The organism is Bradyrhizobium sp., assembly GCF_035273305.1.
In the GTDB taxonomy this organism is placed as follows: domain Bacteria; phylum Pseudomonadota; class Alphaproteobacteria; order Rhizobiales; family Xanthobacteraceae; genus Bradyrhizobium.
Map to the genome: position 1 here is coordinate 1 of NZ_DATEPI010000072.1, position 22,513 is coordinate 22,513.

The 22,513-nt window shown below is 58.5% G+C and carries 16 protein-coding genes, 1 tRNA gene and 4 pseudogenes; 14 read left to right on the forward strand and 7 right to left on the reverse strand.

Annotation, left to right across the window (positions count from 1 at the left end):
- Nucleotides 1–353: 353 nt before the first annotated feature.
- The 5 genes from metC to VJV58_RS04755 all read left to right on the forward strand — a co-directional run bounded on the left by metC (nucleotide 354) and on the right by VJV58_RS04755 (nucleotide 6,147).
- Nucleotides 354–1,547 (forward strand): cystathionine beta-lyase, encoded by a 1,194-nt coding sequence (gene metC, locus VJV58_RS04735; RefSeq protein ID WP_324136187.1) that lies wholly within the window; start codon nucleotides 354–356, stop codon nucleotides 1,545–1,547.
- A gap of 284 nt (nucleotides 1,548–1,831) precedes the next feature.
- On the forward strand, nucleotides 1,832–2,629 hold the full coding sequence (gene cpaB, locus VJV58_RS04740; RefSeq protein WP_324136188.1) for a Flp pilus assembly protein CpaB: 798 nt from the start codon (nucleotides 1,832–1,834) through the stop codon (nucleotides 2,627–2,629).
- Nucleotides 2,626–4,107, forward strand: coding sequence for a type II and III secretion system protein family protein (locus VJV58_RS04745; RefSeq protein WP_324136189.1), 1,482 nt, complete (start codon nucleotides 2,626–2,628; stop codon nucleotides 4,105–4,107). Before cpaB ends, VJV58_RS04745 begins: the two co-directional genes overlap by 4 nt.
- A gap of 37 nt (nucleotides 4,108–4,144) precedes the next feature.
- Complete coding sequence (locus VJV58_RS04750; protein WP_324136190.1) at nucleotides 4,145–4,885, forward strand: CpaD family pilus assembly protein; 741 nt, start codon at nucleotides 4,145–4,147, stop codon at nucleotides 4,883–4,885.
- Nucleotides 4,882–6,147: an AAA family ATPase gene (locus tag VJV58_RS04755; protein ID WP_324136191.1), complete on the forward strand. Its 1,266-nt coding sequence runs from the start codon at nucleotides 4,882–4,884 to the stop codon at nucleotides 6,145–6,147. Before VJV58_RS04750 ends, VJV58_RS04755 begins: the two co-directional genes overlap by 4 nt.
- A 106-nt stretch (nucleotides 6,148–6,253) precedes the next feature.
- Here the strand turns inward: VJV58_RS04755 and VJV58_RS04760 are convergent, their stop codons facing one another.
- Nucleotides 6,254–6,499: a PilZ domain-containing protein gene (locus tag VJV58_RS04760; RefSeq protein WP_324136192.1), complete on the reverse strand. Its 246-nt coding sequence runs from the start codon at nucleotides 6,497–6,499 to the stop codon at nucleotides 6,254–6,256.
- Between the two features lie 529 nt (nucleotides 6,500–7,028).
- On the opposite strand from VJV58_RS04760, the gene VJV58_RS04765 reads away from it, so the two are divergent.
- On the forward strand, nucleotides 7,029–8,732 hold the full coding sequence (locus VJV58_RS04765) for a Na/Pi cotransporter family protein (protein WP_324136193.1): 1,704 nt from the start codon (nucleotides 7,029–7,031) through the stop codon (nucleotides 8,730–8,732).
- A 25-nt stretch (nucleotides 8,733–8,757) separates the two neighbouring features.
- Here VJV58_RS04765 and VJV58_RS04770 read toward each other — a convergent pair whose 3' ends face one another.
- From VJV58_RS04770 to VJV58_RS04785, 4 genes are all read right to left on the reverse strand, one after another.
- On the reverse strand, nucleotides 8,758–9,087 hold the full coding sequence (locus tag VJV58_RS04770) for a lipid-A-disaccharide synthase N-terminal domain-containing protein (RefSeq protein ID WP_324136194.1): 330 nt from the start codon (nucleotides 9,085–9,087) through the stop codon (nucleotides 8,758–8,760).
- Complete coding sequence (locus VJV58_RS04775) at nucleotides 9,084–9,830, reverse strand: glycosyltransferase family 2 protein (RefSeq protein WP_324136195.1); 747 nt, start codon at nucleotides 9,828–9,830, stop codon at nucleotides 9,084–9,086. The genes VJV58_RS04770 and VJV58_RS04775 overlap by 4 nt, the downstream gene beginning before the upstream one ends.
- Before the next feature lie 72 nt (nucleotides 9,831–9,902).
- Nucleotides 9,903–10,745, reverse strand: coding sequence for a phosphatase PAP2 family protein (locus VJV58_RS04780; RefSeq protein WP_324136196.1), 843 nt, complete (start codon nucleotides 10,743–10,745; stop codon nucleotides 9,903–9,905).
- Nucleotide 10,746: 1 nt separating this feature from the next.
- Entirely contained in the window at nucleotides 10,747–12,489 is a 1,743-nt protein-coding gene (locus VJV58_RS04785; RefSeq protein ID WP_324136197.1) for a glycosyltransferase family 39 protein, read from the reverse strand.
- A gap of 324 nt (nucleotides 12,490–12,813) precedes the next feature.
- On the opposite strand from VJV58_RS04785, the gene VJV58_RS04790 reads away from it, so the two are divergent.
- From VJV58_RS04790 to VJV58_RS22365, 4 genes and pseudogenes are all read left to right on the forward strand, one after another.
- Nucleotides 12,814–12,890, forward strand: a tRNA-Arg gene (locus VJV58_RS04790).
- A gap of 1,593 nt (nucleotides 12,891–14,483) precedes the next feature.
- Nucleotides 14,484–14,558 (forward strand): annotated as a pseudogene (locus VJV58_RS22355) (hypothetical protein); the annotation flags it as partial.
- 706 nt (nucleotides 14,559–15,264) lie between these two features.
- Nucleotides 15,265–15,363 (forward strand): annotated as a pseudogene (locus VJV58_RS22360) (PEPxxWA-CTERM sorting domain-containing protein); the annotation flags it as partial.
- A 482-nt stretch (nucleotides 15,364–15,845) separates the two neighbouring features.
- Nucleotides 15,846–16,160, forward strand: coding sequence for a PEP-CTERM sorting domain-containing protein (locus VJV58_RS22365; RefSeq protein ID WP_414641406.1), 315 nt, complete (start codon nucleotides 15,846–15,848; stop codon nucleotides 16,158–16,160).
- Nucleotides 16,161–16,208: 48 nt separating this feature from the next.
- Here VJV58_RS22365 and VJV58_RS04800 read toward each other — a convergent pair whose 3' ends face one another.
- Both VJV58_RS04800 and VJV58_RS04805 read right to left on the reverse strand, forming a co-directional pair.
- Nucleotides 16,209–16,496: a hypothetical protein gene (locus tag VJV58_RS04800; protein WP_324136199.1), complete on the reverse strand. Its 288-nt coding sequence runs from the start codon at nucleotides 16,494–16,496 to the stop codon at nucleotides 16,209–16,211.
- A gap of 611 nt (nucleotides 16,497–17,107) precedes the next feature.
- Nucleotides 17,108–18,124, reverse strand: a complete 1,017-nt coding sequence (locus VJV58_RS04805; protein ID WP_324136200.1) for an AI-2E family transporter — start codon at nucleotides 18,122–18,124, stop codon at nucleotides 17,108–17,110.
- 308 nt (nucleotides 18,125–18,432) lie between these two features.
- On the opposite strand from VJV58_RS04805, the gene VJV58_RS04810 reads away from it, so the two are divergent.
- The 4 genes and pseudogenes from VJV58_RS04810 to VJV58_RS04825 all read left to right on the forward strand — a co-directional run.
- Nucleotides 18,433–19,548, forward strand: a complete 1,116-nt coding sequence (locus VJV58_RS04810; protein WP_324136201.1) for an AI-2E family transporter — start codon at nucleotides 18,433–18,435, stop codon at nucleotides 19,546–19,548.
- Between the two features lie 152 nt (nucleotides 19,549–19,700).
- Nucleotides 19,701–20,821, forward strand: a pseudogene (locus tag VJV58_RS04815) (class I SAM-dependent methyltransferase).
- A gap of 117 nt (nucleotides 20,822–20,938) precedes the next feature.
- Complete coding sequence (locus VJV58_RS04820; protein WP_324136202.1) at nucleotides 20,939–21,640, forward strand: YkoP family protein; 702 nt, start codon at nucleotides 20,939–20,941, stop codon at nucleotides 21,638–21,640.
- Nucleotides 21,640–22,513 (forward strand): annotated as a pseudogene (locus VJV58_RS04825) (hopanoid biosynthesis associated radical SAM protein HpnJ); the annotation flags it as partial. The gene VJV58_RS04820 and the pseudogene VJV58_RS04825, both read left to right, overlap by 1 nt.

The window sequence follows — 22,513 nt, forward strand, 5'->3', positions numbered from 1 at the left end:
AAGAATCAGAGATACGCGTTTCATGACAATGCCTTTCAACTTTCGTCCCGAATGATTGCCGATCAATCGCGCACACTGACGGGCCAGCCTTGTGATCCATTGCTGCGAACGCCAGCCCGAAAGGCTGGAGGCGCGTCCATATCGGCGATGGTCAATGTCGCGGCAGGCCCCTCAACATGCAGCGACTGAATAGCTCGGCTGCATCACAGAACGACTGGCGATCCGGGTCAAGGGGTTGACGCCCCTCTTCTGTGTCCTCTTTATCTATCAACCCGTGCCCGATCCGCCGTCTGGCGGATGCCAAAGAGGTCTGGCGGCTGCGGTGTGGGGGTGATTTTGGTGGCGGCGGACGCATGAGCTCCTCAGAGGATAAGCGGGTGTCAAAGCCACGGCAGAAGGAAACATTGCTGGCGACCGCGGGCCGCGACACAAAGGCGCAGAAGGGATTTGTCAATCCGCCAGTCGTCCATGGCTCTACCGTGCTCTACCCCACGGCTGACGATCTGCATGCCCACCGCGGGGAATATCAATACGGCCGCCGCGGGACCCCGACCACGAAGGCCCTGCAAGAGGCCATGATGGCGCTGGAGGGCCCCCAATGCGCCGGAGTCGGTATCGCGCCCTCAGGATTGGCCGCGATCACCACGACCTTGCTCGCGGTGCTCAAATCAGGTGATCATCTCCTGGTTTGCGACAACGCCTATCGGCCAACGCGCAATTTCTGCAACGGAGTGTTGGCCCGCTACGGCATCGAAACAACCTACTTCGATCCCTTGATCGGCACCGGCATCGTCCAACTGTTCAAATCCAATACGAGGGCGGTATTGGTCGAAGCGCCAGGGTCGCAATCTTTCGAAATGCCGGACATTCCCGCGATCGCCTCGGTAGCGCAGGCGCGCGGTGCGTTCGTGATTGATGATAATACCTGGGCGACGCCGCTCTTTCACCGCTCGCTTGAGCAGGGCGTCGATATCAGTATCCAGGCTGCCACCAAATATATCGGGGGCCATTCAGACATCATGTTCGGTACGATTTCGGCGAATGCGAAGGCTTGGCCGATTTTGGCGGAAGCTATCCATCTCCTTGGCGTCTGCGCCGGGCCGGATGACGTCTTCCTGGCGATACGTGGTTTGCGGACGCTCGCGGTGCGGCTGGCGCAACATCATCATTCCGGGCTCGAGATAGCGCGATGGCTCGCCAAGCGGCCCGAGGTCAACAGAGTATTGCATCCGGCACTTGAAGCTGATCCAGGTCATGCGCTCTGGAAACGGGATTTCACAGGCGCCTCCGGGCTGTTCAGCGTCGTTCTTAATCCGGCGACTGAGCAGGCGGTGGATGCGCTGCTGAACAGCTTGGAGTTGTTCGGGATGGGCTATTCATGGGGCGGCTTTGAAAGCCTGATCATTCCCTTCGATTGCGCAAGCTATCGCACCGCCACGCAATGGCAGCCGGGCGGCCCATCCCTGCGTCTTCATGTCGGGCTGGAAAACGTCGAGGATCTCAAGGCCGATCTCGCCCGCGGCTTCGCCGCTTTCAATGCTGCGTAGCGCCTTCTGAGCAGTCCGAATCCTTAACGAGCGTAATTGCTTCCGCTCAGGCCCGACGCCTGCGCGACGACGTAGCCGCGCGTCAACCGCGCGGTGCATCAGGGTCTTGCGTCGGTTTCGGATGATAACCCGCCGTTCACCATGAGGACAAATCCCTGAATTCATTCGCTCAAACGCTGCCAGCGGCAAGTTCCCTTACACCTTTAGTGCTTAGTCATGGTCGCAGAAGAAGCTGCCCCCGATCTGGAATTCAGTAGCCCTGCGTAAAAGTAGTTAGTAAGCGTATGTACACCGCACGCATTGTCGTCCTGGCCATCGCCCTTCTTGCCGGCGGAGTTGCGGCATATCTCGTAAGTGGTTCGGATTATAGATCGCGTCCAACCGAATCGCTGGCACAAATCCAGACGGTCGAGGTTCTGGTTGCAAAGGCCGACATCGGTCTCGGCCAGTCGGTCAGCCCGGAGAATCTCGAATGGCAAACGTGGCCGGCCGCAACTGCAAGCAATAATTTCATTCGCCGCAGTGAGCGGCCGGATGCGACCACCCAAATAGCGGGATCAATTGCGCGCGCGCCGTTCATAGCGGGCGAGCCGATCCGCGAACCGAAGCTCGTCAAGGCCAACGGATCAGGGTTTATGGCCGCGATCCTGCCAGTCGGCATGCGGGCTGTTTCGACCGAAATCTCGCCGGAAACGGGAGCCGGAGGATTCATTCTGCCGAACGATCGGGTCGATGTGATTCTTTCCAGGCGCGAGAAGGAGAGCGGCCGTGCAAACGCAGCGGATGTGGTCCACTCGGATATCATCCTGCCCAACATTCGCGTCCTCGCGATCGATCAGGCCCCCAAGGAAAAAGACGGTCAGAACGCCGTCGTCGGCAAGACGGTAACGCTTGAACTGAGGCCTGAGCAGGCTGAGACGCTCGCCCGGGCCCGCCAGACCGGCACACTTTCTCTGGCCCTGCGCAGCATTGCCGATGTCAACATGGTCGAGAACAGAAATGACGATCAGGTGCGTAAACGCGGCGAAAGCATCGACGTGGTTCGCTACGGCATCCAAAGCTCGACCACTACGCAGAAATGACTAACAGGACGCGCGATATGAAATGCAGGGGAAATCATTTGGCGATGCGAACAGTCGTGGTTCGCGCCCTGTCGTTTTCGGTGGTCGCCGCACTGATGCTTAGTCCGGCTTTGCCTCCCGTCGTTGCAGCCGAGTCCACGGCAATGCAGGCGGCGAGCGGACAGACAAAGATGCGTTTCCTTGCGCTTGGGATCGGCAAGTCGATGATTGTCGATCTGCCGCGCGACATCAAGGACGTGCTGGTCGCTGATCCCAAAATTGCCAACGCTGTAATTCGCTCGCCGCAGCGGGCCTACATCATCGGCGAGACGGTTGGTCAAACCAATGTCGTCTTTTTCGATGCTGAAGGTCAGCAGGTAGCCGCCTACGACATCGCGGTGAAGCGCGATCTCAACGGCGTACGGGCTGCCTTGAAGCAAAGCTTTCCTTACGCGGGCATCCAGATCGAAGGTGTCGGCGAAGGCGTGATGCTTACCGGCTCGGTTTCAAGCCCGATCGAGGCTCAGCAAGCGGGCGATCTGGCATCACGGCTGGTCGGAGGCGCGGACAAGGTCGTCAACTCGATCGTGGTCCAGGGCCGCGATCAGGTGATGTTGAAGGTCAACGTTTCGGAAGTACGCCGTGACATCATCAAGCAGATGGGAGTCGATCTCAGTGCCAGCATGAATTACGGCACCGCGATTGTGAACTTTAATAACAGCAATCCGTTCACCGCCTTTGGCCGCCCGCTGGTCAGCGACAACGGCGCGAGCGCCTCGGCCATTGCCAAGGGACTGCCGACCGTGACCGCCACGATGCGGGCGATGGAAAGCGCGGGGGTGGTTCGCACGCTGGCCGAGCCGAACCTGACCGCCATTTCCGGTGAGTCTGCGACCTTCATTGCGGGCGGCGAATTCCCGATCCCCGCCGGTTATGCCTGCGACCCGGTCACCCACGTCTGTACCACCCAGATCAGCTATAAGAAATTCGGCATTTCCCTCAACTTCACGCCGATCGTTTTGACGGAAGGCCGCATCAGCCTTCGCGTGATGACCGAAGTGTCAGAACTCTCCAACGACAATGCCATTACCCTGAACCAGGGCGGCAATTCACTGACTGTCCCTTCAATCAAGACACGCCGTGCCGAGACGACCCTGGAAATCCCATCGGGTGGCTCGATGGCGATGGCCGGTTTAATCCAGGAGCAGACGAAGCAGGCCATCAACGGATTGCCCGGTCTGGACGCATTACCGGTGCTCGGCGCGCTATTCAGAAGCCAGGACTTCGTCAACAACCAGACTGAACTGATGGTGCTGGTGACGCCTTATGTGGTCCGGGCGGTTGCCCAGAAAGAACTGTCACGCCCCGATGATGGTTTCGCGCCGGCCTCGGATTCGCAATCGACGCTGCTGGCACAGATCAATCGAATCTACGGGGTTTCGGCCCGCCTCGAACCGGCTGGAGATTACCAGCCGAACTTTGGCTTCATCATCGATTGAGACGGAAGCCGCGCAACCGGTGCGGGATGAGGGAACGATGAAAAGCAGAACACCGCTCGAGAAGCATGGAAGTCTGGGCCTGCTCTGCGCATTGGCCGGCTTTTCACTGGCTCTTGGTGCATGCACGTACACGGGCGCCGAGATCGTGACGGCGAGCGTTCCCGACGAATACAAGATGCGGCATCCCATCGCAATTGAAGAGGCAAACCGGTCGATTGTGATTTTTGTCGGTCACGGACGCGGCGGACTGTCAGCGCCACAACGCACGGACGTGCTCGGATTGGCGCAGGTGTGGCTGCGCGAAGGCACCGGCGCGATCGTGGTCGATGTGCCGGTCGACACCCCGAACTCAAAGGCAGCGGCCAATTCATTTCAGGAAATCCGTTCTCTTCTTGCAGCGGCCGGCGTGCCGGCGCGGGGAATCGTCCTGCACCACTATCATCCGGATGATCCGCGGACGTTTGCCACAATCAGGTTGAGTTATCCGAGGATTGCAGCGGTTGCCGGCCCTTGCGGCCTGTGGCCGGAGGATCTTGGGCCCTCGATTTTGAACCGCCGCTATTCCGAAAATAAGGACTACTACAATTTCGGCTGCGCTACCCAGCGCAACCTCGCTGCGATGATCGACAATCCGGCCGATCTTGAGCAGCCGCGGACTGAATCGCCCCCGTACACGGCCCGCCGCACGGCGGCATTCGAGAAATACCGCAAGGGCGAGGCGAGCGCGATCACTTATCCCGAAGCCGAAAAGGCCAAACTCAGCGAAACCGGAAAATGAACAGCCACGCCCGTCTAGAATCCGAAGAGCAGCCGGAAGTCACGCCGGCGCATGCCGACGACTATATCGCTCCGGCACCCCGCGTGTCCGTGCAAGCATTTTGCGAGACCGTGGAAACGGCGGAAGCCGTGCGATCTGCGGGTGAAGACCGTCGGCTCGCAAAGGCCCATGTGACCGTTCAAATGGGCGGCATGACAGCAGCGGTCGAAGCCTACAGCAAGGTCCCTACCCCAAACGTCATCATACTCGAGACGGAAGGCCGCAACGACATCCTTGAGGGCCTCGATCAGCTCGCAACCGTGTGCGATGCCGGAACCCGCGTCGTGGTGATCGGCGGGGTGCACGATGTCGCGCCTTATCGCGAACTGGTGCGCCGCGGCGTCAATGACTACGTCATCGGACCGGTCGACACGCTGGATGTGGTGCGATCGATTTGCAGCCTGTTTTCGGCATCGGAAGCAGTGGCCGTCGGCCGCATGATCGCTGTCGTCGGCGCGAAAGGTGGCGTGGGCGCATCGACAGTGGCCCATAATGTCGCCTGGGCGATCGCGCGTGATCTGGCGCTGGATTCCGTCGTGATCGATCTTGATCTCGCGTTCGGCACGGCAGGGCTCGACTACAATCAGGATCCTTTGCAGGGAATTGCTAACGCCGTGTTCTCTCCCGACCGGCTCGACACCTCGTTCGTGGAGCGACTGCTGGCGAAATGCACTGACCACCTGAGCCTGCTTGCCGCGCCTGCGTCACTGGATCGCGTCTACGATCTTGGTGCGGAAGCTTTCGATTCGATCTTCGATACAATGCGCATGACGACCCCCTGCATTGTGCTGGACGTTCCGCATCAATGGTCCGGTTGGACAAAGCGGGCTCTGGTCGGCGCAGACGATATTCTGATCGTCGCGGAACCGGACCTTGCCAACCTCCGCAACACCAAAAACATGCTGACGGTGCTGAAGGCGGCGCGTCCCAACGATCGGCCGCCCGTCTACTGTCTCAACCAGACGCGCATGCCGAAGCGCCCTGAAATCGACGCGCGGGGATTCACAAAAACAATCGAGACGGCGCCGATCGCGACGATTCCGTTCGACTCGCGGCTTTTCGGCACGGCTGCTAACAACGGCCAGATGATTGCTGAACTTGCTGCACGCCACCGGACCACTCAGACGTTCCTTCAGATCGCGCAGCGCCTGACCGGCCGCGGTGAGATCAAACGGCGTCGTTCGCTGCTATCGCCGGTTCTCAAGATGCTGCGCGCCAAATAACGCTTCCGGAGCCGTCGAGAGTTACGGAAGCCGAGTTGGGCCTTGTCCGTTTAGTCTCGATTCGACGTGCCGATGGGAGGCGGAATCGAGCGTGATGATTGTTCGTTCAGTCGAGGAACTGAGCGCCGAATTCAAAGCCGATGCGCCAGGCAAGCTTGCATTGGCGTGGACGGCCCTCTGACAATATGATCGTGAAATCAGAGGGAATGTCGACGTATTCGGCAATGACCTTCACGCCACCATCCGAAATGTCCGTGATCGTGCAGTCGCGTGGCAAAGAGCCATTCCCGAATTGGATCTTCGCGAGCCGTCTACACAAACGACGTTCGCTTCTACGACGATTGGCTAGCATATCGATCCTTCGCCTGCTCGACGGTGATTCATCCGGCGTTTCAGCCCCTTACCGCTCTACAGAACAAACATTGGAATCTTCCTATCGCGCCCTTTCGCAATCTAACTGCTGCTTTCAGGGAATTTTTACTAACCGAGCCTCTGCAACCCAAAGCTCAGGTCCAATGAGCGCCGATTCGTAGCTAAACGCCGGAATATCCGACGCGCGGTTGCGGGCCGGGCTCGATGCTTCGGCAGGTGTGGTAACCTTGATACTCGTCCCAATTTGCGGTCGCGCATGCCACGAACCGCGCCCAAGTCTGTTGCGCCTGCCACCCGCGCCCGCGGCTCGTATTACCTTCCAGCCTGGAGCCGCATGGCTGGCACATTGGCGACCGATGAGCACTCAATCCGACCGAATAGCGTTGCAAATGCTCTAGCGGAGTTGTACCCCATCGCCATTTTCGCAGCCGGCGTCCAACAAAACGATTGATCACCCGTCGTTTGCCGATAGCGTGATCTTTCGACTCAAATTCAACAAGCGGACGACTATGGGAAGCGTGGTTTTGCTCGACCTGATGGGGGGCGTGGCGCTGCTGCTGTGGGGCCTTCATATGGTCCATAGCGGCATTCTGCGCGCGTTTGGTCCCGATCTCCGGCGGCTTCTGGCAAATGGCTTGGGTAACCGGTTCACCGCATTTGCAGCGGGTGTCGGTCTGACCGCCCTCCTCCAGAGCAGCACCGCGACCGCTCTGATTACGAGTTCCTTCACGGCGGAGGGGATGCTCAGTCTGGTCCCGGCGCTTGCGATCATGCTTGGCGCCAATGTCGGCACCACGCTCATTGTTCAAATCCTGTCGTTCAACATCGCCGCCGCCGCGCCTGTTCTCTTCGTTATCGGCCTGGTCGCTTTCCGCAGCGGCGCCCATTCGCGCATCAAGGATATGGGCCGGGTCGCGATCGGTCTTGGCCTGATGCTGCTGGCCTTGCACATCCTGCTGGACACATTAGCACCTGCCGAAAATGCACCCGGCGTACGCCTTTTCATGAACGCTATTACTGGCGATCCCGTGCTCTGCATCGTCCTCGGCGCGATCGTCACCTGGGCGGTGCACTCAAGCGTGGCCAGCGTTCTCCTCATCATGTCGCTCGCTTACTCCCAGTTCGTGGGGCCTTCGGCGGCGCTGGCGCTGGTGCTGGGGGCCAATCTTGGCAGCGCGATCAACCCGCTTTTCGAAGGCGTGCGACGGGACAACCCGGCGAGCTACCGGCTTCCGCTGGGCAATTTGATCAATCGATTGGCAGGCGTGCTGCTGGTGACGCCGTTCCTCCATCCGATCACCGACTTTCTGCAGAAGTGGCAACCCGATCTCGCGAAGCTCACGGCCGAATTCCACATTGCGTTCAACCTCGCCATGGCGATCATCTTTATCGGCCTGCTGGATGGTCTCGCCGCATTGCTCAGGAAGATTTTCCCGGACCGTCCGCCGGCAACCGACCCCTCCCGTCCACGCTATCTCGATGAAAGCGCCCTCGAGACGCCCTCGCTTGCCCTGGCCGACGCGGCACGCGAAACTTTGCACATGGGTGATCACGTCGAGGTCATGCTGCGCAAAGTGATGGCAGCAATCATGACAAACGACCGCGCGTTGGTCGATCAAGTGTCCAAGATGGACAACAGCGTCGACAGTCTCGACGAAGCAATCAAGCTATACGTTACCAAACTCACACGCGGCAGCCTCGACGAACGAGAAGGCCATCGGGCCATGGAAATAATTTCTTTCGCAATCAATCTCGAGCACATCGGCGACATCATCGACAAGAATTTGAGTGAACTCGCAACCAAGAAGATAAAGCGCCGATTCCAGTTTTCGCCGGAGGGCGCCGAAGAACTTTCGGCGTTTCACAAGCGAACCACGGACTCGCTTCGGGTCGCCTTCGGCGTGTTCATGTCAGGCGACGTCAGCGAAGCCCGCAAGCTCCTCGCGGAGAAGGCGCTGTTACGCAACGCAGAGCTTGCTGCTACCGAGCGACACCTGGACCGCCTGCGGGAAGGTCGGCCCGAAACCATCGAGACGACCTCGCTTCATCTTGACGTGCTTCGCGATCTCCGGCGAATTCACTCGCACATCTGCTCTGTAGCCTATCCCGTGCTGGATTCCGCAGGGGAATTGCCCGCCCATCGCAACGCTGAGAATGACCTCGCTCAGCCGGCGGAAGCATTTTCCGGCAAGGTACATTCGGGCGTACCGTAGCGCGGCTTTGCCGATACAGCCGAATTCAACTGGTGGCGGAGACCTGCCGTCCATTGACGACGATGAAATAGACGTTGCGAATATAAACCAAGAGACCGAGGCCTTGACCGGCGATGAATACCGGATCTTTCCGATACAGCGCATAGATGAACAGCAGCGCGCCGCCACCGATCGAGAAAAACCAGAACGCCACCGGCATCACGCTTTTGCGCGCACGTTCGGATGCAATCCACTGCACCACAAACCGCATGGTGAAAAATGCCTGCGCGACAAAGCCGAGTGCTACCCATCCGTCGAACTGGACGATGAAGACGTCGTGCATATAGCTGGCAAGATGATTGTATAGCTCGATCATAAGGTCACCTCGATCGCAATAGGCGTCGGCTTCTTGCGGCGGATCAGCCACCATACGCCAGCGAGATCCATTACTCCGATCCACAACCGATCGAAGAAACCGTAGTTTGACACGCCGGACCGGCGCGGCCGGTCAATAACTTCAACGTAACGGATCTCACAACCCTCGCGCCGGACAAGAGCCGGCAGGAAGCGATGCAAGCCCTCGAAATAAGGCAGCATCAGGAATACCTCGCGCCGGAAGGCTTTCAGGCCACAACCGGTGTCACGGGTTCCATCGCGCAGGATTGCGCTACGCACGCGGTTTGCTATTCGCGATTGGAGTCTTTTGAAGCCGGTGTCCTTGCGTCCGACCCTTTGGCCGGCCGCAAGGCCGACGCGCTCGCCGCCGTTTTCGATCGCCATAATCAGGTCCGGAAGAAACGCTGGATCGTTTTGGCCATCGCCGTCCAGAGTAGCCACGATTGCGCCGCGCGCGGCGCGCACCCCGCTGCGTACTGCCGCCGATTGCCCGGCGGATGTCGCGTGGACGATCTGGCGCAGATTGGCACGGCTCCTCATCTCGGCAACAAGCCGCTGGGCGGTCGCATCCGTTGAGCCGTCATTGACGTAGATGATTTCATAGCTCCAGCGCTCATCGAGGGCAGCGACGATCTCAGCGATCACCGGGATGACGTTCTCAGCCTCGTTGCGCACGGGGACAACGATAGAAACGGCGATCGCGGCTGTGTCCGGAGGAGGCAAGTTAGACGCTCACCGTTACTAATGGGCCGCCGCCAATGGCGCTGGCGGTCAGGCGGTTGCGGCGCCCGCTTCTTATGGGGCCGTCGGCCTACGGGCAACCCTTTTACGCGTGCCGAAAATGTTCCGAGGCGGGACAATGTGGCCATTGCGCTGGATGGTGAACCCAAGCCGACGGGCCGCGAACCAGTACCGCACTGACATCGCTCCAAGCACGCCAATTAGCGCGCCGCCAACGACGTCGCTGGGGTGATGCGCCAACAGCACAAGACGGCTCCCCGCAATCAGGAGCGCATAGGCGACCATTGCCGCCCGTGCTCGCGGCCAAATCGCCGTCACCGCAAAAGCCAGCGCGAAAGCGGTGATCGCGTGAGACGATGGGAAGCTTGCATAGGCTTCGGTCCCGACAAACGGTTCAAAGTTGAAGGGGTTGGCCTCGCCTCCGACGAACGGCCGTCCGCGTCCGACGATCCACTTGACCACGGCTCCCGCCAGCACCGGCGTCAGCACTGCGAAAAACAGAAACTGCACCCGGATCCCGAAACTCAGCCAGCGCGCTCGCGCATTTCCGTATAACAGCGGAGAAACGAATGAAACGAGGATAAGCAAGCACGCCAGCGCCGACAGCACATAAGCATCTTTGCCGAAATCGGTCAGGATGCGGACCGGCCAGAGGCTCGGGGTTCGGCGCGGAGGCATCAGGCCGATTTCTCGTGCGTCGAGCAAGTACATTAGAAGAATGATCAGAACCCCGAAAATGGCGGTGATCAGCAACGAGTGTCGTGCCAACCTCCGCGCTGCCTCGGCTCGCCGAGAATGCGACGGGGGGCGCACAAGCTGGAGGGCCGAGCGTCGTCCCAGTTCAAAAATGCGCGCTAAATAACTCGACGCATCGCCAGAATCGGCGCCGCCGGACATCTTATTCCGTATCCTCGGAGCGGAAGATGGCGACCGAAATCGCTCGCCCCTGCGAGATGTTGTAGCCCTCGATCCGCTTGGCGACGTTGTAACGTAAGCCAATCGCCTCCGCGCGCTGCGCAAAGCCGCGTTCTGACCGCTGCTCGACCAGCGCGAACCGGCAGCTTCCCTGCCGCAGGAAATCTGCCGCGCCAGAACCGTCGGTCAGCAGCGTCGAGGTGCCAGTCATGAAGACAAGACTCGGCTCGTGAAAACCTGCCGCAGCGGCTTTCGGGCCTACGCAGACCACGTTGCGCAGGGCGCGCGCAATCTCGGCGCTCGGAAACAGCGGCGTTAGCGCGGGAACCACCAGGCCGTAAACCGATGTGGCCAGGAACATGGCGGCAACCACGGCGTTGAGCAGTGACAGCTCGGCGCGATTGTCGTCGTAAAGCCACCAGGCGAACAATCCGAAAATGAGCGCCCCGGCGACAAACGGCCAGGCTAGAAACACCGGCTGACGCGTCAGCATGATCGCGACAACAACGGCGATAACTGACGCAACTGCCGGAATGAGAAACCACCACGCAGCGCCTCGCCTCAACCAGGACCGCGACAAAACCCGGCGCTCCAGCGCGCCGATCGTCAGGATCGCGATCGCCGGATAGAGCGGCAGCACGTAATGGGGCAGCTTCGTCAGCACCGCCTCGAACACGATCCATGATGGGATCAGCCAGGCCAGCAGAAACTGGGCGCCAGGCTCACGCCTCGCTCGCCACGCCGCGGGCGCCGCCATACCGGCAAGCGGGGCTCCCGGCCAGAACGTCACCCAGAACAGCAGCAAATAGACGCCGGGCGGAGCCCCATGGGATTCCTGCGCCCCCATCTTGCTCAACATGTCACCGCCGATCGAATCTGTGAAAAACGTCTCCCCTGCTCGCCAGAAGATCGCAATGAACCAGGGCAGCACTAATAACATCATCCAAATCACGCCGGAGACCGGACGCAGGCGCCAAAGCCATCCGGCAGACCGATCCACGATCGCCAAGGTGACGATCGTGAGGCCGACGAACATCAGGATGAGCGGTCCCTTAAGCAGAATGCCGGCGGCTAGAGCGGTCCAGAAGATCGCAGGGCACGACCAGGGCGGACGGATGGGATCCTCACCGCGTTGCCATGACAAATAGACCCTCGCCAGCGCGCCCATTGCTGCAACCACCGTGAGCAGCAGCATCGCATCGGTCTTGGCGAGCCGCGCTTCGGCCCCGAGCAAAACCGAACTGCACAGTATAAGAGCCGCCAGTATGGCGCCGCGCCGCGTCACAAACGCCAGGGCTGTCCAATACGTCAGCAGCACAGCGCCAATGGCGCCAACCAGCGATGGAATGCGGTACAGCCAAATACGAACCTGAGCCCGGGGGAGACCGATGGCTGAAGCGGTTTCGACTGCTGCTGCCTGGAGCCAATAAATCCCGACCGGCTTTTTGTAACGCACCTCGTCCTGAAACCGGATGTCGACGAAATCACCGGTTTCGACCATTTGCTTGGTCGCCTGCGCGAACCGCGCCTCATCACGGTCGATCGGTGGAATATTGAAAAAGCCGGGCAGGAAGAGCACGAGACCGCAGAGAACGAGAAAAGTGGCAGTCCGGATGTGGCTTATCGTGACGAACTCAATCGCGCCGATAAGCCCGCTCCCCGGATTTGCCCGGTTCTTCGGCTGGCGCGGCTCTCCAAATCGTGGGCGGGCGTAGGTCTCGACCATGGTTCCGCATACGCCGAGACTGCTATTCCTACAACCGCTTAGCCATCATCTATTCGATTTCTGGTGCCGACTGTGTCGGCTGCGCCCACGGTATCGACCAGGGTTCGAGTGGCGAAGCCGGGTCCGGGACCGTCGAGAAGCCAAGTCCGGATCTATCAAGCAGATGTTGGTGACGGGAGCGGTTCACCTATTCCGTGTCTGCTTCTCCGAAATCAGGTACCTAACCAGGAAGTTCCAGGGCGGTGAACGCGCATGAGATTCCGGCCGAAACCGGTTGGCGCCGAAGCGGATTTTTCATATTGACGGTGATATAACGCCGACGTCGGTCCCATAGCTCAACTGGATAGAGTAACGGATTTCTACTCCGTGGGTTGCAGGTTCGAATCCTGCTGGGATCGCCAGCGCTTCGCCTTATTCGATAAGGGTTTTTTGTGGTTCCACTTTGTTCTTTGGCCGGTCTTCGTGTTGCGATACGTCCTTGCCGCATTTCAATGAAATCAATGCGTTACCAATCGCTCCCAATAGCTCCATGCAGCACGGACGCAACACGAAAATTTCCTGTGTTGTTCGAACATGAAAAGGCCAGCCAGCGTGAACCGGCGGGCCTTAAAAGAGCCACCATTGACCAGGCGGTCTGGAGCGCCTTGGCGGCTTGGGCAAGCGAGTTCAACAGGTACGGTATGTTTTGATCGTCGTCGGGTAAGTCCGCGATCGCCAATGTGAACGAGCAGTGCCAGCAGCCCCGCCGTCGTCGGCGCAGTGTCAAGCAATTCACAGCGGGCGCCATATTCCGCGCGGGCCCGTTCCTTGATCATCGCATCGAGGCCGCCGTTTGGGCTGATGCTATTGACATAGTCACGGTATTATTCCTTTGATTGCCGTTCCAGCTCGACGCGGTAGAGCTTGTTCAAGTCCGCGTTCGTCTCTGGTGGGACATATCGGTCAATGTCGCCCAACCACTCCGCCCTCACATAGAGGTTAAATCCGGGCGTGTACTCGGCTCGCGCAACTCGAGTTGTCGGCCAGATCGAAAATTCTGTCCGCTTCAGCGCAGGCCATATCACAGACCTGCTTGGCCTTTCTATGAGCGTCGATCGCCGAAAAAATCGGGTCAGATGTCCCGGCAGCCAGCGGGAGAATTGGCCTCAACCGCGAATGCAGTACCGCCGGCTGCAAGCGCGGCAGCGTTGGAGAGGAAACCCGCGCCGGGTCGTTGGCGCAGTTATGCGAGTATTGGAGTCCGCTTGAGCCATTTGATACCCCTTTTGACTTGAGTTAGAGCCGGGGCGCGGAAGCTGAGCACTTCCCTCCGGCTCGTTCTTATGTAAAGCAAGCTATGATAACATAAGCCGGCCTGTCAGAAAGCGCTCGGGAGTCATCGGCACTCTTGTGGGCGTTCGGCTCCAGAAAGATCAAATCAAAGCCATTGATGCTTGGGCCGCTAAGCAAGAGCCTCCCGTGACGCGGCCTGAGGCCATTCGAGGCATGATTGAAACTGTTCTGCACATTCTGTCAAAGGATACCGGCGGAACGCCAAGGCCAAGCGGAAATAGTGCCGCGCGACCCGTTCATACATGAGAAGTTCACTCGCGAACGCTGGCAGCCAGAAAGCTCGGCAAGCAATATTTCGATAAACTGTGGTGGAAAGCTGGCGCGATCTGCAATCGGACAACATCGAGTTTACGATGAAGCGATTGCGTGAGCCGATTGATGTTAAGTGCGCGGCCCTCGGAGCGCTTTTTCTCCGAATCGAACCTTGGATGCCGGTCGCAGTCTAACCTTCGATGAAAAGCATCGATTTGAATTCTATGTCGGTAGACGAGCTATGGGCCCTTCACGAGGAGACCGCCTCCGTCCTGCGCACGAAAATGGAGGCGGAGAAGCTCAAGCTTCAAAGGCGGCTGGAACAAATACAAGGCAAAACTCGGCACCGTGCATATCCGAAGGCTTACCCAAAATTTCGAAACCTCGAGCCCCTGTAACAGACTTGGGCCGGCCGGGGTATGAAGCCCGGCTGGATGCGGGAATTGCTCGTTCGGGGGGTTAGTATGGATGATTTGTGGATTTAAGCAGCTCAACTGGCTCCGGTTTAATGTCGTTCATCGAACATTGGAACAAAAGCAGCTGCCTCAATTCAACGAAACCTATGTTGTTCCGGTGAAATAAAAAAAGAATAGTATGGACAGCCGGAAATAACGGGTTTAAATCGGGACCTGGGGCCGGTTCATAGGTGGGTTTAAAATGAAGACGAACTCGCTCGCGCTTGCATTCGTGGCCGCTTTCGGAATCGGCGCATCCACCGCCAATGCTGATGTGCTTTTGAGCGACACTTTCAACTCATACGGGCAGCAGCTTAATTGGACACCGCCGGCCATTTGGACAGTCCCATCGGGCAGTGTGGATTTGATTGGCGAGACCCCAACCGGGACATCTTTTGACTTCTATCCGGGGAACGGTGGCTTCGTGGACCTTCATGGTTCGACGGAGCAGGCGGGAACCCTCCAGACTCTACAAAGCTTTGCAGCCGGAAATTATACTCTTTCGTTCGATTTGGGCGGCAACGCGCGTGGCGATGTTTCCAAAACAACGGTGATTTCGCTTGGTTCTTTCAGCCGCGCTCTGACCCTGGCGTCCAACGACCCTCTTCAGCCATTTTCATTTTCCTTCGCAACGAGCGGCGGAAATCTTTCCTTTGCCGATCTTCCGGGCGGCAGCGGAAACGTCGGCAATATTCTGGACAATGTGAGCTTGTCCTCGAGCTTAGCATCGGCCGCACCGGAGCCATCCACATGGGCCATGATGCTCATGGGCTTCTGCGGGATCGGCTTCATGGCTTATCGAAAGAGCAAGAGCGGCGTGGCCTTCACCCCTTAACTTCCGGCGCGATCACAATCCGAAAGCCGCTTAACTCGGCGGTTTTCTTGCCCAGTGCCCACTCTTCCCAAAGTCAACCTAAAATGTTTAGGCGGGCGTGGTTGACCTAACCACAGCGAGAGCGTGCAATCGCCTTGGTTAGTAAAGGGCGCGCGGCGCGTAGTTGATTATGCGTAGGATGGTTCTAGCTTTTGCCGCACTCATCGCAATGGTAGCGCCCAGTACCGCCGCAGTAATCGCGATCGATCTGCTTAGCGATTTAACTTTCCTTGGGCATCCCAAGCGCATGCCATCGCGGCTGCGCCGATGCCGTTGAAACCCCTCTCTATCAGTTTGCTGCCGGTGATGTCGTAGATTTCGGGACTCTAACGCTACCTCCAACGCTCGATTTTGATAGCCTGATATATTATATTCATCCTCCATCTCTCATAACGAAGTTCGGATTGCTAACCGACATCGATCTTGTCAGTGTCTACGTGCCGATGTTTACCCAATCATGCAATCTATCGGATTCAGACTGCGTAGCCTTCAGGTCTACTATTTCACAGGTGGCAGACAAAACTTTCGATTTGCAATTTGTCCTTCCCACAAGTGGCCAAATTCAGATCGCCTGGTCGGGTCACATCCAATCATATGTCGGGTCACATCCAATCATATGTTGCAGCAGCCCAGAGCCATCAACCTGGGCAATGTTGCTGATCGGGTTTGTTGGGATTCTGATGACGCACCGCCGCCGGGCGATTATGGCCCCTGCACCAGCCCGACTGCCATCTGAGCGAATGAAGTATTATCGGTAAAATTCAATGTCGTGGCAGATTGCGCCAATGCGCCGCTCTGTTTCCTCGCTAGGGTCTTCCCCGCTCTAGTACCAAACGCGCAAGCGCTGCTTCGGCGTGATCCCGAGCAACGGTCGGCCGGTCGCCATCGTGAATGCTCGCAAGCCTGTTGGCGCTAGCGATGTCATAGAGGCAATCGACCACCTGTTGCTTGCGGTGCAGATTGCGTTGGGCCATACCACCTAAGCGAATAGTTTCCTCCGCGAATTGGCTCAGCTTTGCCAAGGCAACATAGCAGCGCGCGTCGCTCATCGCGGCGGTGATATCGTCGCTCTCTGTTATAGTGATGTGTGTCATCGCGGGCCCGCCGCGAATGCAAGTTCAGCAACAGCGCTGGTCGCATCGAACGTCAGCGCATAAAATCGCGTCAGATATCCGACTTGAAGTATTGCCTTGGTCTGTGTGTATCTAGAGAGTTGAGCGGGCCGCCAAGCTGCTCAACGTTTAAAGCCGGTTCATCGCATATCGCGCTGGCCGGCTTCGCCATATCTGGGGGCCTGCACTATGCAAGCGTCCGATTTGCCAAAGCTGGATAAAGCTCTTTGGCTCAACGAAGCGCGATAACGCGGTTTGCCAATTTAACCCTTTGATCTGAGTTCTGCTGGGATCGCTAGCGCTTTTTGCGCGTTGTGGGCATCGACCGCAGGATCGATGGCAAAACAGCCGGCCACTAGCCGTTACGTTGGCCGTCACCTGCCCTCGGAGACGGCGGAATTGAAACAGTTTCCGCGAGCTGGATTAACAGGAGTTAATTCAGCATAATTGTTCTTAGTAGATTTACCGTAAATCTGATTTAACCGATTTAACGTAGGGCCGTTCTCGTCTTCAGAGCAGCCGGATCAGTGACAAGTCCGCCGTTCAGTTATCGCCTTCACTGCCGCCGCACTTCTCCGGCACGCCTAACGCAACTATTGCTCGCCAGGAAGCGAAACGCGCTCCCCAAGCGCCTCCCGCAGGTACAGTTTGTTAATAGCGACAAACACAATGACCACGATGGGAGCAGCGAAGATGGTCGCGGCGGCTCCGAATGCCGAACTGATCGTGATGATTCCCAGTAACATCAGTGCGGGCGGAATATAAACCATCCGCCGCTGTATTAGAGGCGCCAAGATCTCGCCTTCCAGTTGGTGAATCAAAATATATGCTGCGACGGTCCACAGAACCGCGTGGAGCCCATCGGTGGCCGCCACCAGGACCGCGGGAACGGAAGCAATAATCGGCCCCAGGTATGGAATGAACTCAGCCATTCCTGCGATGACACCGAGGGCCAACGGCGATTGCAGTCCGATCTGCCAGACCGCGAATGCAGATACGATCCCTATCACCAGCATTTGGATGAGTTGCCCGATCAACCAAAGCCGAAGGGCGGCCGCGATGTCCCCGGTAGTTTCGTATACTTCCGCTCGCAAACTCTTCGGAAAAAACCTTCCGAGTCCGTAGCGATACACATCTGGTTCAGCGGCGAAATAAAAGCCGGCGATTACAGTGATCACCGCCCCTCCGATGAACGTTGTGCTCACGGAAAAGGCGCTGCTGATGAATGCTGTCAGCGACAGATTGCCGCCCGCGAGGTGCGAGAGCAGCACTTTGCCGAACTCAGACTTCTGCATGCTCGTGGTGATGTCCTTGATTGCGGCATCGGCACGGCTCACCACATCCTGCAGTTCGGCTCCTATCTGCGTACCGAAAAGATATCCGGCTCCGCCGAATGCGCCAAAGATAATCAAGCCTGAAACGCCCAGAGCTAGCGCAGGCGGCAGCTTGCACCAGCGCGTGAACGGCTCCGCCACGAGCTGGAGCAGCACGCATATCAAGATAGATCCGACCAGGACCAGTACGACCTCGAAAAGCAGCCAGATCAAAATTGGGACGAGTACCACGATTGCGACGATGATCGTCCGCTTGAAGAACTCGAATGTCGTCATGCTCATTGCCCAGCAGGCGGTGACCGGAGCGCTGCTTCCGCCTTTGCGGCGCGCTTCTCAGCTTTTCGCTGATCAGCCAACGAAGGCCATCAGACGCTAGTTCCGCTGCAGACCGCAGCGCTCCGAAAGCATCCAGCCGAAACGACTTTGCGGCCGCTCTGCCTGTGCTCGCTGCGGAAATAGTCCGGCAATTCGGGAACCTGCCATTCCAGCGGAATTTATCGTGAGGGTTGGGCTTTCGTTATGTCGATGGAACTCAATGCTTCCCGTGCGCGGGTGCGACAGAGTTTTCCCGGTGCGCAGCCACCATGAGCAAGGTCCCGAGCACGCGTTCCGACCAGTCGATTAGCCGCGATCACGAGCATGTCGATAAAATTTCGACCACGACAACCCTGTTCGTGTTGGCCGCGATCGCACTCCTCGTTTACGCCATACGGCTGGTTCTATTGCCGTTCGTGCTGTCGGGATTGCTGGCCTACATCTGCACGCCATTGATCGAGTGGCTCGCTGCACAGACCAAAATGCCAAGGGCTCTGGTCGCCGTCGCGGTTTTCGTGACCTTGGTGCTGATCGGGGCCAGCATAATGTATGCAGGCGTCCCCCCTCTGATCGTAGAAATAAAGCGCTTCCTGACGGACCTTGATCCCATGATCGGTGGGCTCGTTCGCGGCGCCATCGGCAGCGAGCCAGTCAAGCTGTTCGGACAGCAGATGGATGCCAGTCAGATCGCACAAGCAGCTGCAGCCGGATTTCGTAACTGGATCGAAGACGCCAGCGTCCTCACAGTTATGGGAGGCGTAGCGATAGGCAGCGCGTTCGGTTCATTCCTCACCCTCATCTTGCTGTTTTATTTCCTCATCAGTGGACCACGAATCGCCGAGGGCCTGTTCTGGCTCGTGCCGCCCAAGCAACGGCCGTTGATCCACGACGATATCTGGCCGCAGCTCGATCCGGTCTTGAGGCGGTATTTCGTCGGGGTCATCGCGGTGGTTATCTTTGCCGCCATTGCGTCTTACATCGGACTCGGCATCTTCCTGGATCTTCCGCACGCCGCGTTCCTGGCGGTGCTAACCGGGCTGCTGGAAGCGATTCCAGTCGTTGGTCCGACTACTGCGGCGGCGATTGCTGGTATCGTCGCGCTTCAGCATGCCACCGGGTTCGGCCTCATTATCGGCTATGCCCTCTATCTTGCTGTCCTGCGACTCTCGATCGACCAGTTATTCGGCCCCTTGGTGCTTGGCACCGCAGCCCGGGTGCATCCCGTTCTGATTATCTTTTGCTTTCTCTCTGGGGGCATTTTGTTTGGCATCGTCGGCGTGATCATGGCTGTCCCGGTTGCCCTGATCGTCAAGATCACCTTGGGGACGCTATACGATGAACGTCAGGGGCCGAGCGACTTGGGTAAACGAAAGCTGGCGAGATGATTACGCTGCGTCAGCGAATGCTCAACTATGTGAGTTCACGTTTTGCGAACGATCCGCCGCCGCTACGCGTGATCTTCTGGGACGGCGAGCGCTTCGATTTTGCCGCTGACCATCGCGTCGTTATCACGCTGCATTCCCGCGATCTGGTGAAAATGCTCCTGCGCGGGGACTTCGCGGGATTGGGTGATGCGTATGCCGCCGGCCAGATTACCGTGGAAGGGCGTGTCGAGGATGTGCTGCGGATCGGCATTTCCCTGGCTGAGCGCTTGGGAAGGCATTCTCCGGTCAACTATGTCGCTCGGTTGAGCCGCTTCATTCCGCGGCCGCACTCCCATCGCAAGGATGCCAAGGACGTTAGCTTTCATTACGACGTCTCAAACGATTTCTACCGTCTCTGGCTGGATCGTCAGATGATCTATTCGTGCGCGTATTTCCGCACGGGCGCTGAAGACATCGACACCGCGCAATCTGACAAGCTGGACCACATTTGCCGTAAGCTGCTGTTGAAACCCGGCGACCGGCTGCTCGATCTCGGGTGCGGCTGGGGCGGTTTGCTGTGCTGGGCGGCGAAGCATTACGGCGTCATTGGCCTCGGGATCACGCTTAGTCAGCGCCAATATGACTACGCGCGCGAAATGTCGCCGCCGAACGGCTTGCGGGCGAACTCGATATTCGCATGCAGGATTATCGTGACCTCCTCGACACAGAACCATTCGACAAGATCGTTTCCGTGGGCATGTATGAACATGTTGGCCTCGCTAATCTGCCGACCTATTTCGGCACAGTGAGCCGGCTGCTGCGTCCGGGAGGTGCTTTCCTCAACCATGGGAGTGTATCCACCGACCCGGATGGGCGGGCTCGAGGACCTCCCGGAGGGGAGTTTATCGACCGGCATGTGTTCCCCGGTGGTGCTGTCCCACACCTTTCCCGCGTACTTATCGAACTCTCTCGCGCCAATCTGGAATTCGCCGACGGCGAGGACCTGCGCCCTCACTACGCGCGAACCCTGATGCTGTGGGCACGCCGGCTGGAAAGCAACCGCGAGGACGCCATTCGTGCCGCCGGAGCCAATCGCTATCGCGTTTGGCTGATGTACCTGGCGGGAATGGCCCACGCATTCGATCGCGGCTGGCTCTCGATCGCCCAAGTGTTGGCATTCAAGCCAACTGAAAAGGGCAACGTCTTTCGCCCCTGGACGCGCGGGTACCAATATCAAGATGCCGGTGCGAGTGCGACACCGCCTGTCTCAGGTGGACTGGAATGGGACCGCTGAACAGATTTCAACGTGACGTCGTCACGCCCAGCGCGCATGTTCGAACCCTCCTCCTAAGTCCGCAACCGGACGAAACTTTTGCGGCCGACGCGCGTTTTGCGCCTTAGGCAAGCCTCAATGACTGCTCGCGCCACGAGTACATTTCTCCAGTACAATCGATTGGGCCGGGATCACCCCTGGCTCGGTGCGATCATCGAGCGCATAGACGCGCGATTGCGCGCTCGGGAAGGGGTCTACGAATATAGCGCCTCCCCGGACTGCATTTTCCGGATCCAGGTCATCGATAGCCGCGAAGCCATAAAATTATCCGATGGGACGCAGTTGAGACCCGGAGATCAGATCATAAACCTGCATCTGTGGAACGAGCAGCTGCCGGTTGTACCGAAGAATGGCGCGACGCTATCCTGGGCGCGTCGGATGAGCCAGGTGGTCCAATCGTCCTTGCGGGAATTGGCGGTGTATTTGGCAGCACGCCCTGACTTGACTTCCGTGATGGCCCTTCGGGCAAACATGAGTTTCGGCTCAGTCGAACAGAGCGAACAGATCACGCGGATCGCAGCGCGCTACGGGTTTGAAGCGACGGGACCGACGCAGCCAGGGACGATGGCTGAGCGTCTGCATCGGTACGGCGAGAATGTACTCATCTCGTTGATGGTGATCGCCCGCAATACAGCCGCGTTCCGTTTCCAGAGCCTTCGTCGGAACCGCACTCCGGTCTATATGTCCCGACGAAAGCTGGAGAGCCGCTTTCGCAGTACCGATGGCGATGCACCGGAAGGGAGGCTTGATCCAAACTCCACGCGTCAGGTGCAGTCATGATGCGGGCGCTGTTCTTGCAGTCTCCGGCATATGACGGTTTCGATGGCGGGGCCGGCTCACGCTACCAGGCACGCCGTGAAATACGTTCCTTTTGGTATCCGACCTGGTTGGCGCAGGCTGCCGCTATGGTGCCGGGCAGCAAGCTGATCGATGCCGAGCCGCACCGAATTGATTTGGCTGCCGTGTCGCGCACCGCACGCGATTATGACCTTGCGGTACTCCACACCTCCACGCCCTCGTTCGGATCCGACCTACGGGCCGCCAAGGCGCTGAAGCAGGCCAATCCTGCGCTCAAGATCGGCATGGTGGGCGCCAAGGTCGCGGTCGAGCCGCTCGCTAGCCTACAGGCATCAATCGATATCGACTTTGTCGCCGGCAATGAATTTGAGTTTACAATCCGGGAGGTCGCCGAAGGCCGTGATTGGAGCGATATCCGCGGCCTCTCTTTCCGCAATCGGCGTGGTGCCATACAGCACAACGCACGACGTGAAATTCTCGAAGACATGGACCGCCTGCCGTTTGTAACGCCTGTGTACAAGCGAGATCTGACGGTCGAAAACTATTTCATTGGCTATTTGCAGCATCCCTATGTCTCGCTTTATACCGGGCGCGGTTGCAAATCTCGCTGCACCTTTTGCCTGTGGCCGCAAACCGTCGGTGGACACCGTTACCGCACGCGCAGCGTCGGCAATGTAATTGAGGAAATCTCCTGGGCCCGACGGGCATTTCCGCTAGCTAAGGAATTTTTCTTCGACGACGATACCTTCACCGACGACCGTCGGCGCGCTGAGGCCATTGCGATCGAGCTCGGACGACTTGGCATCACCTGGTCATGCAATGCCAAAGCCAATGTGCCACGCGAGACCCTCAAGA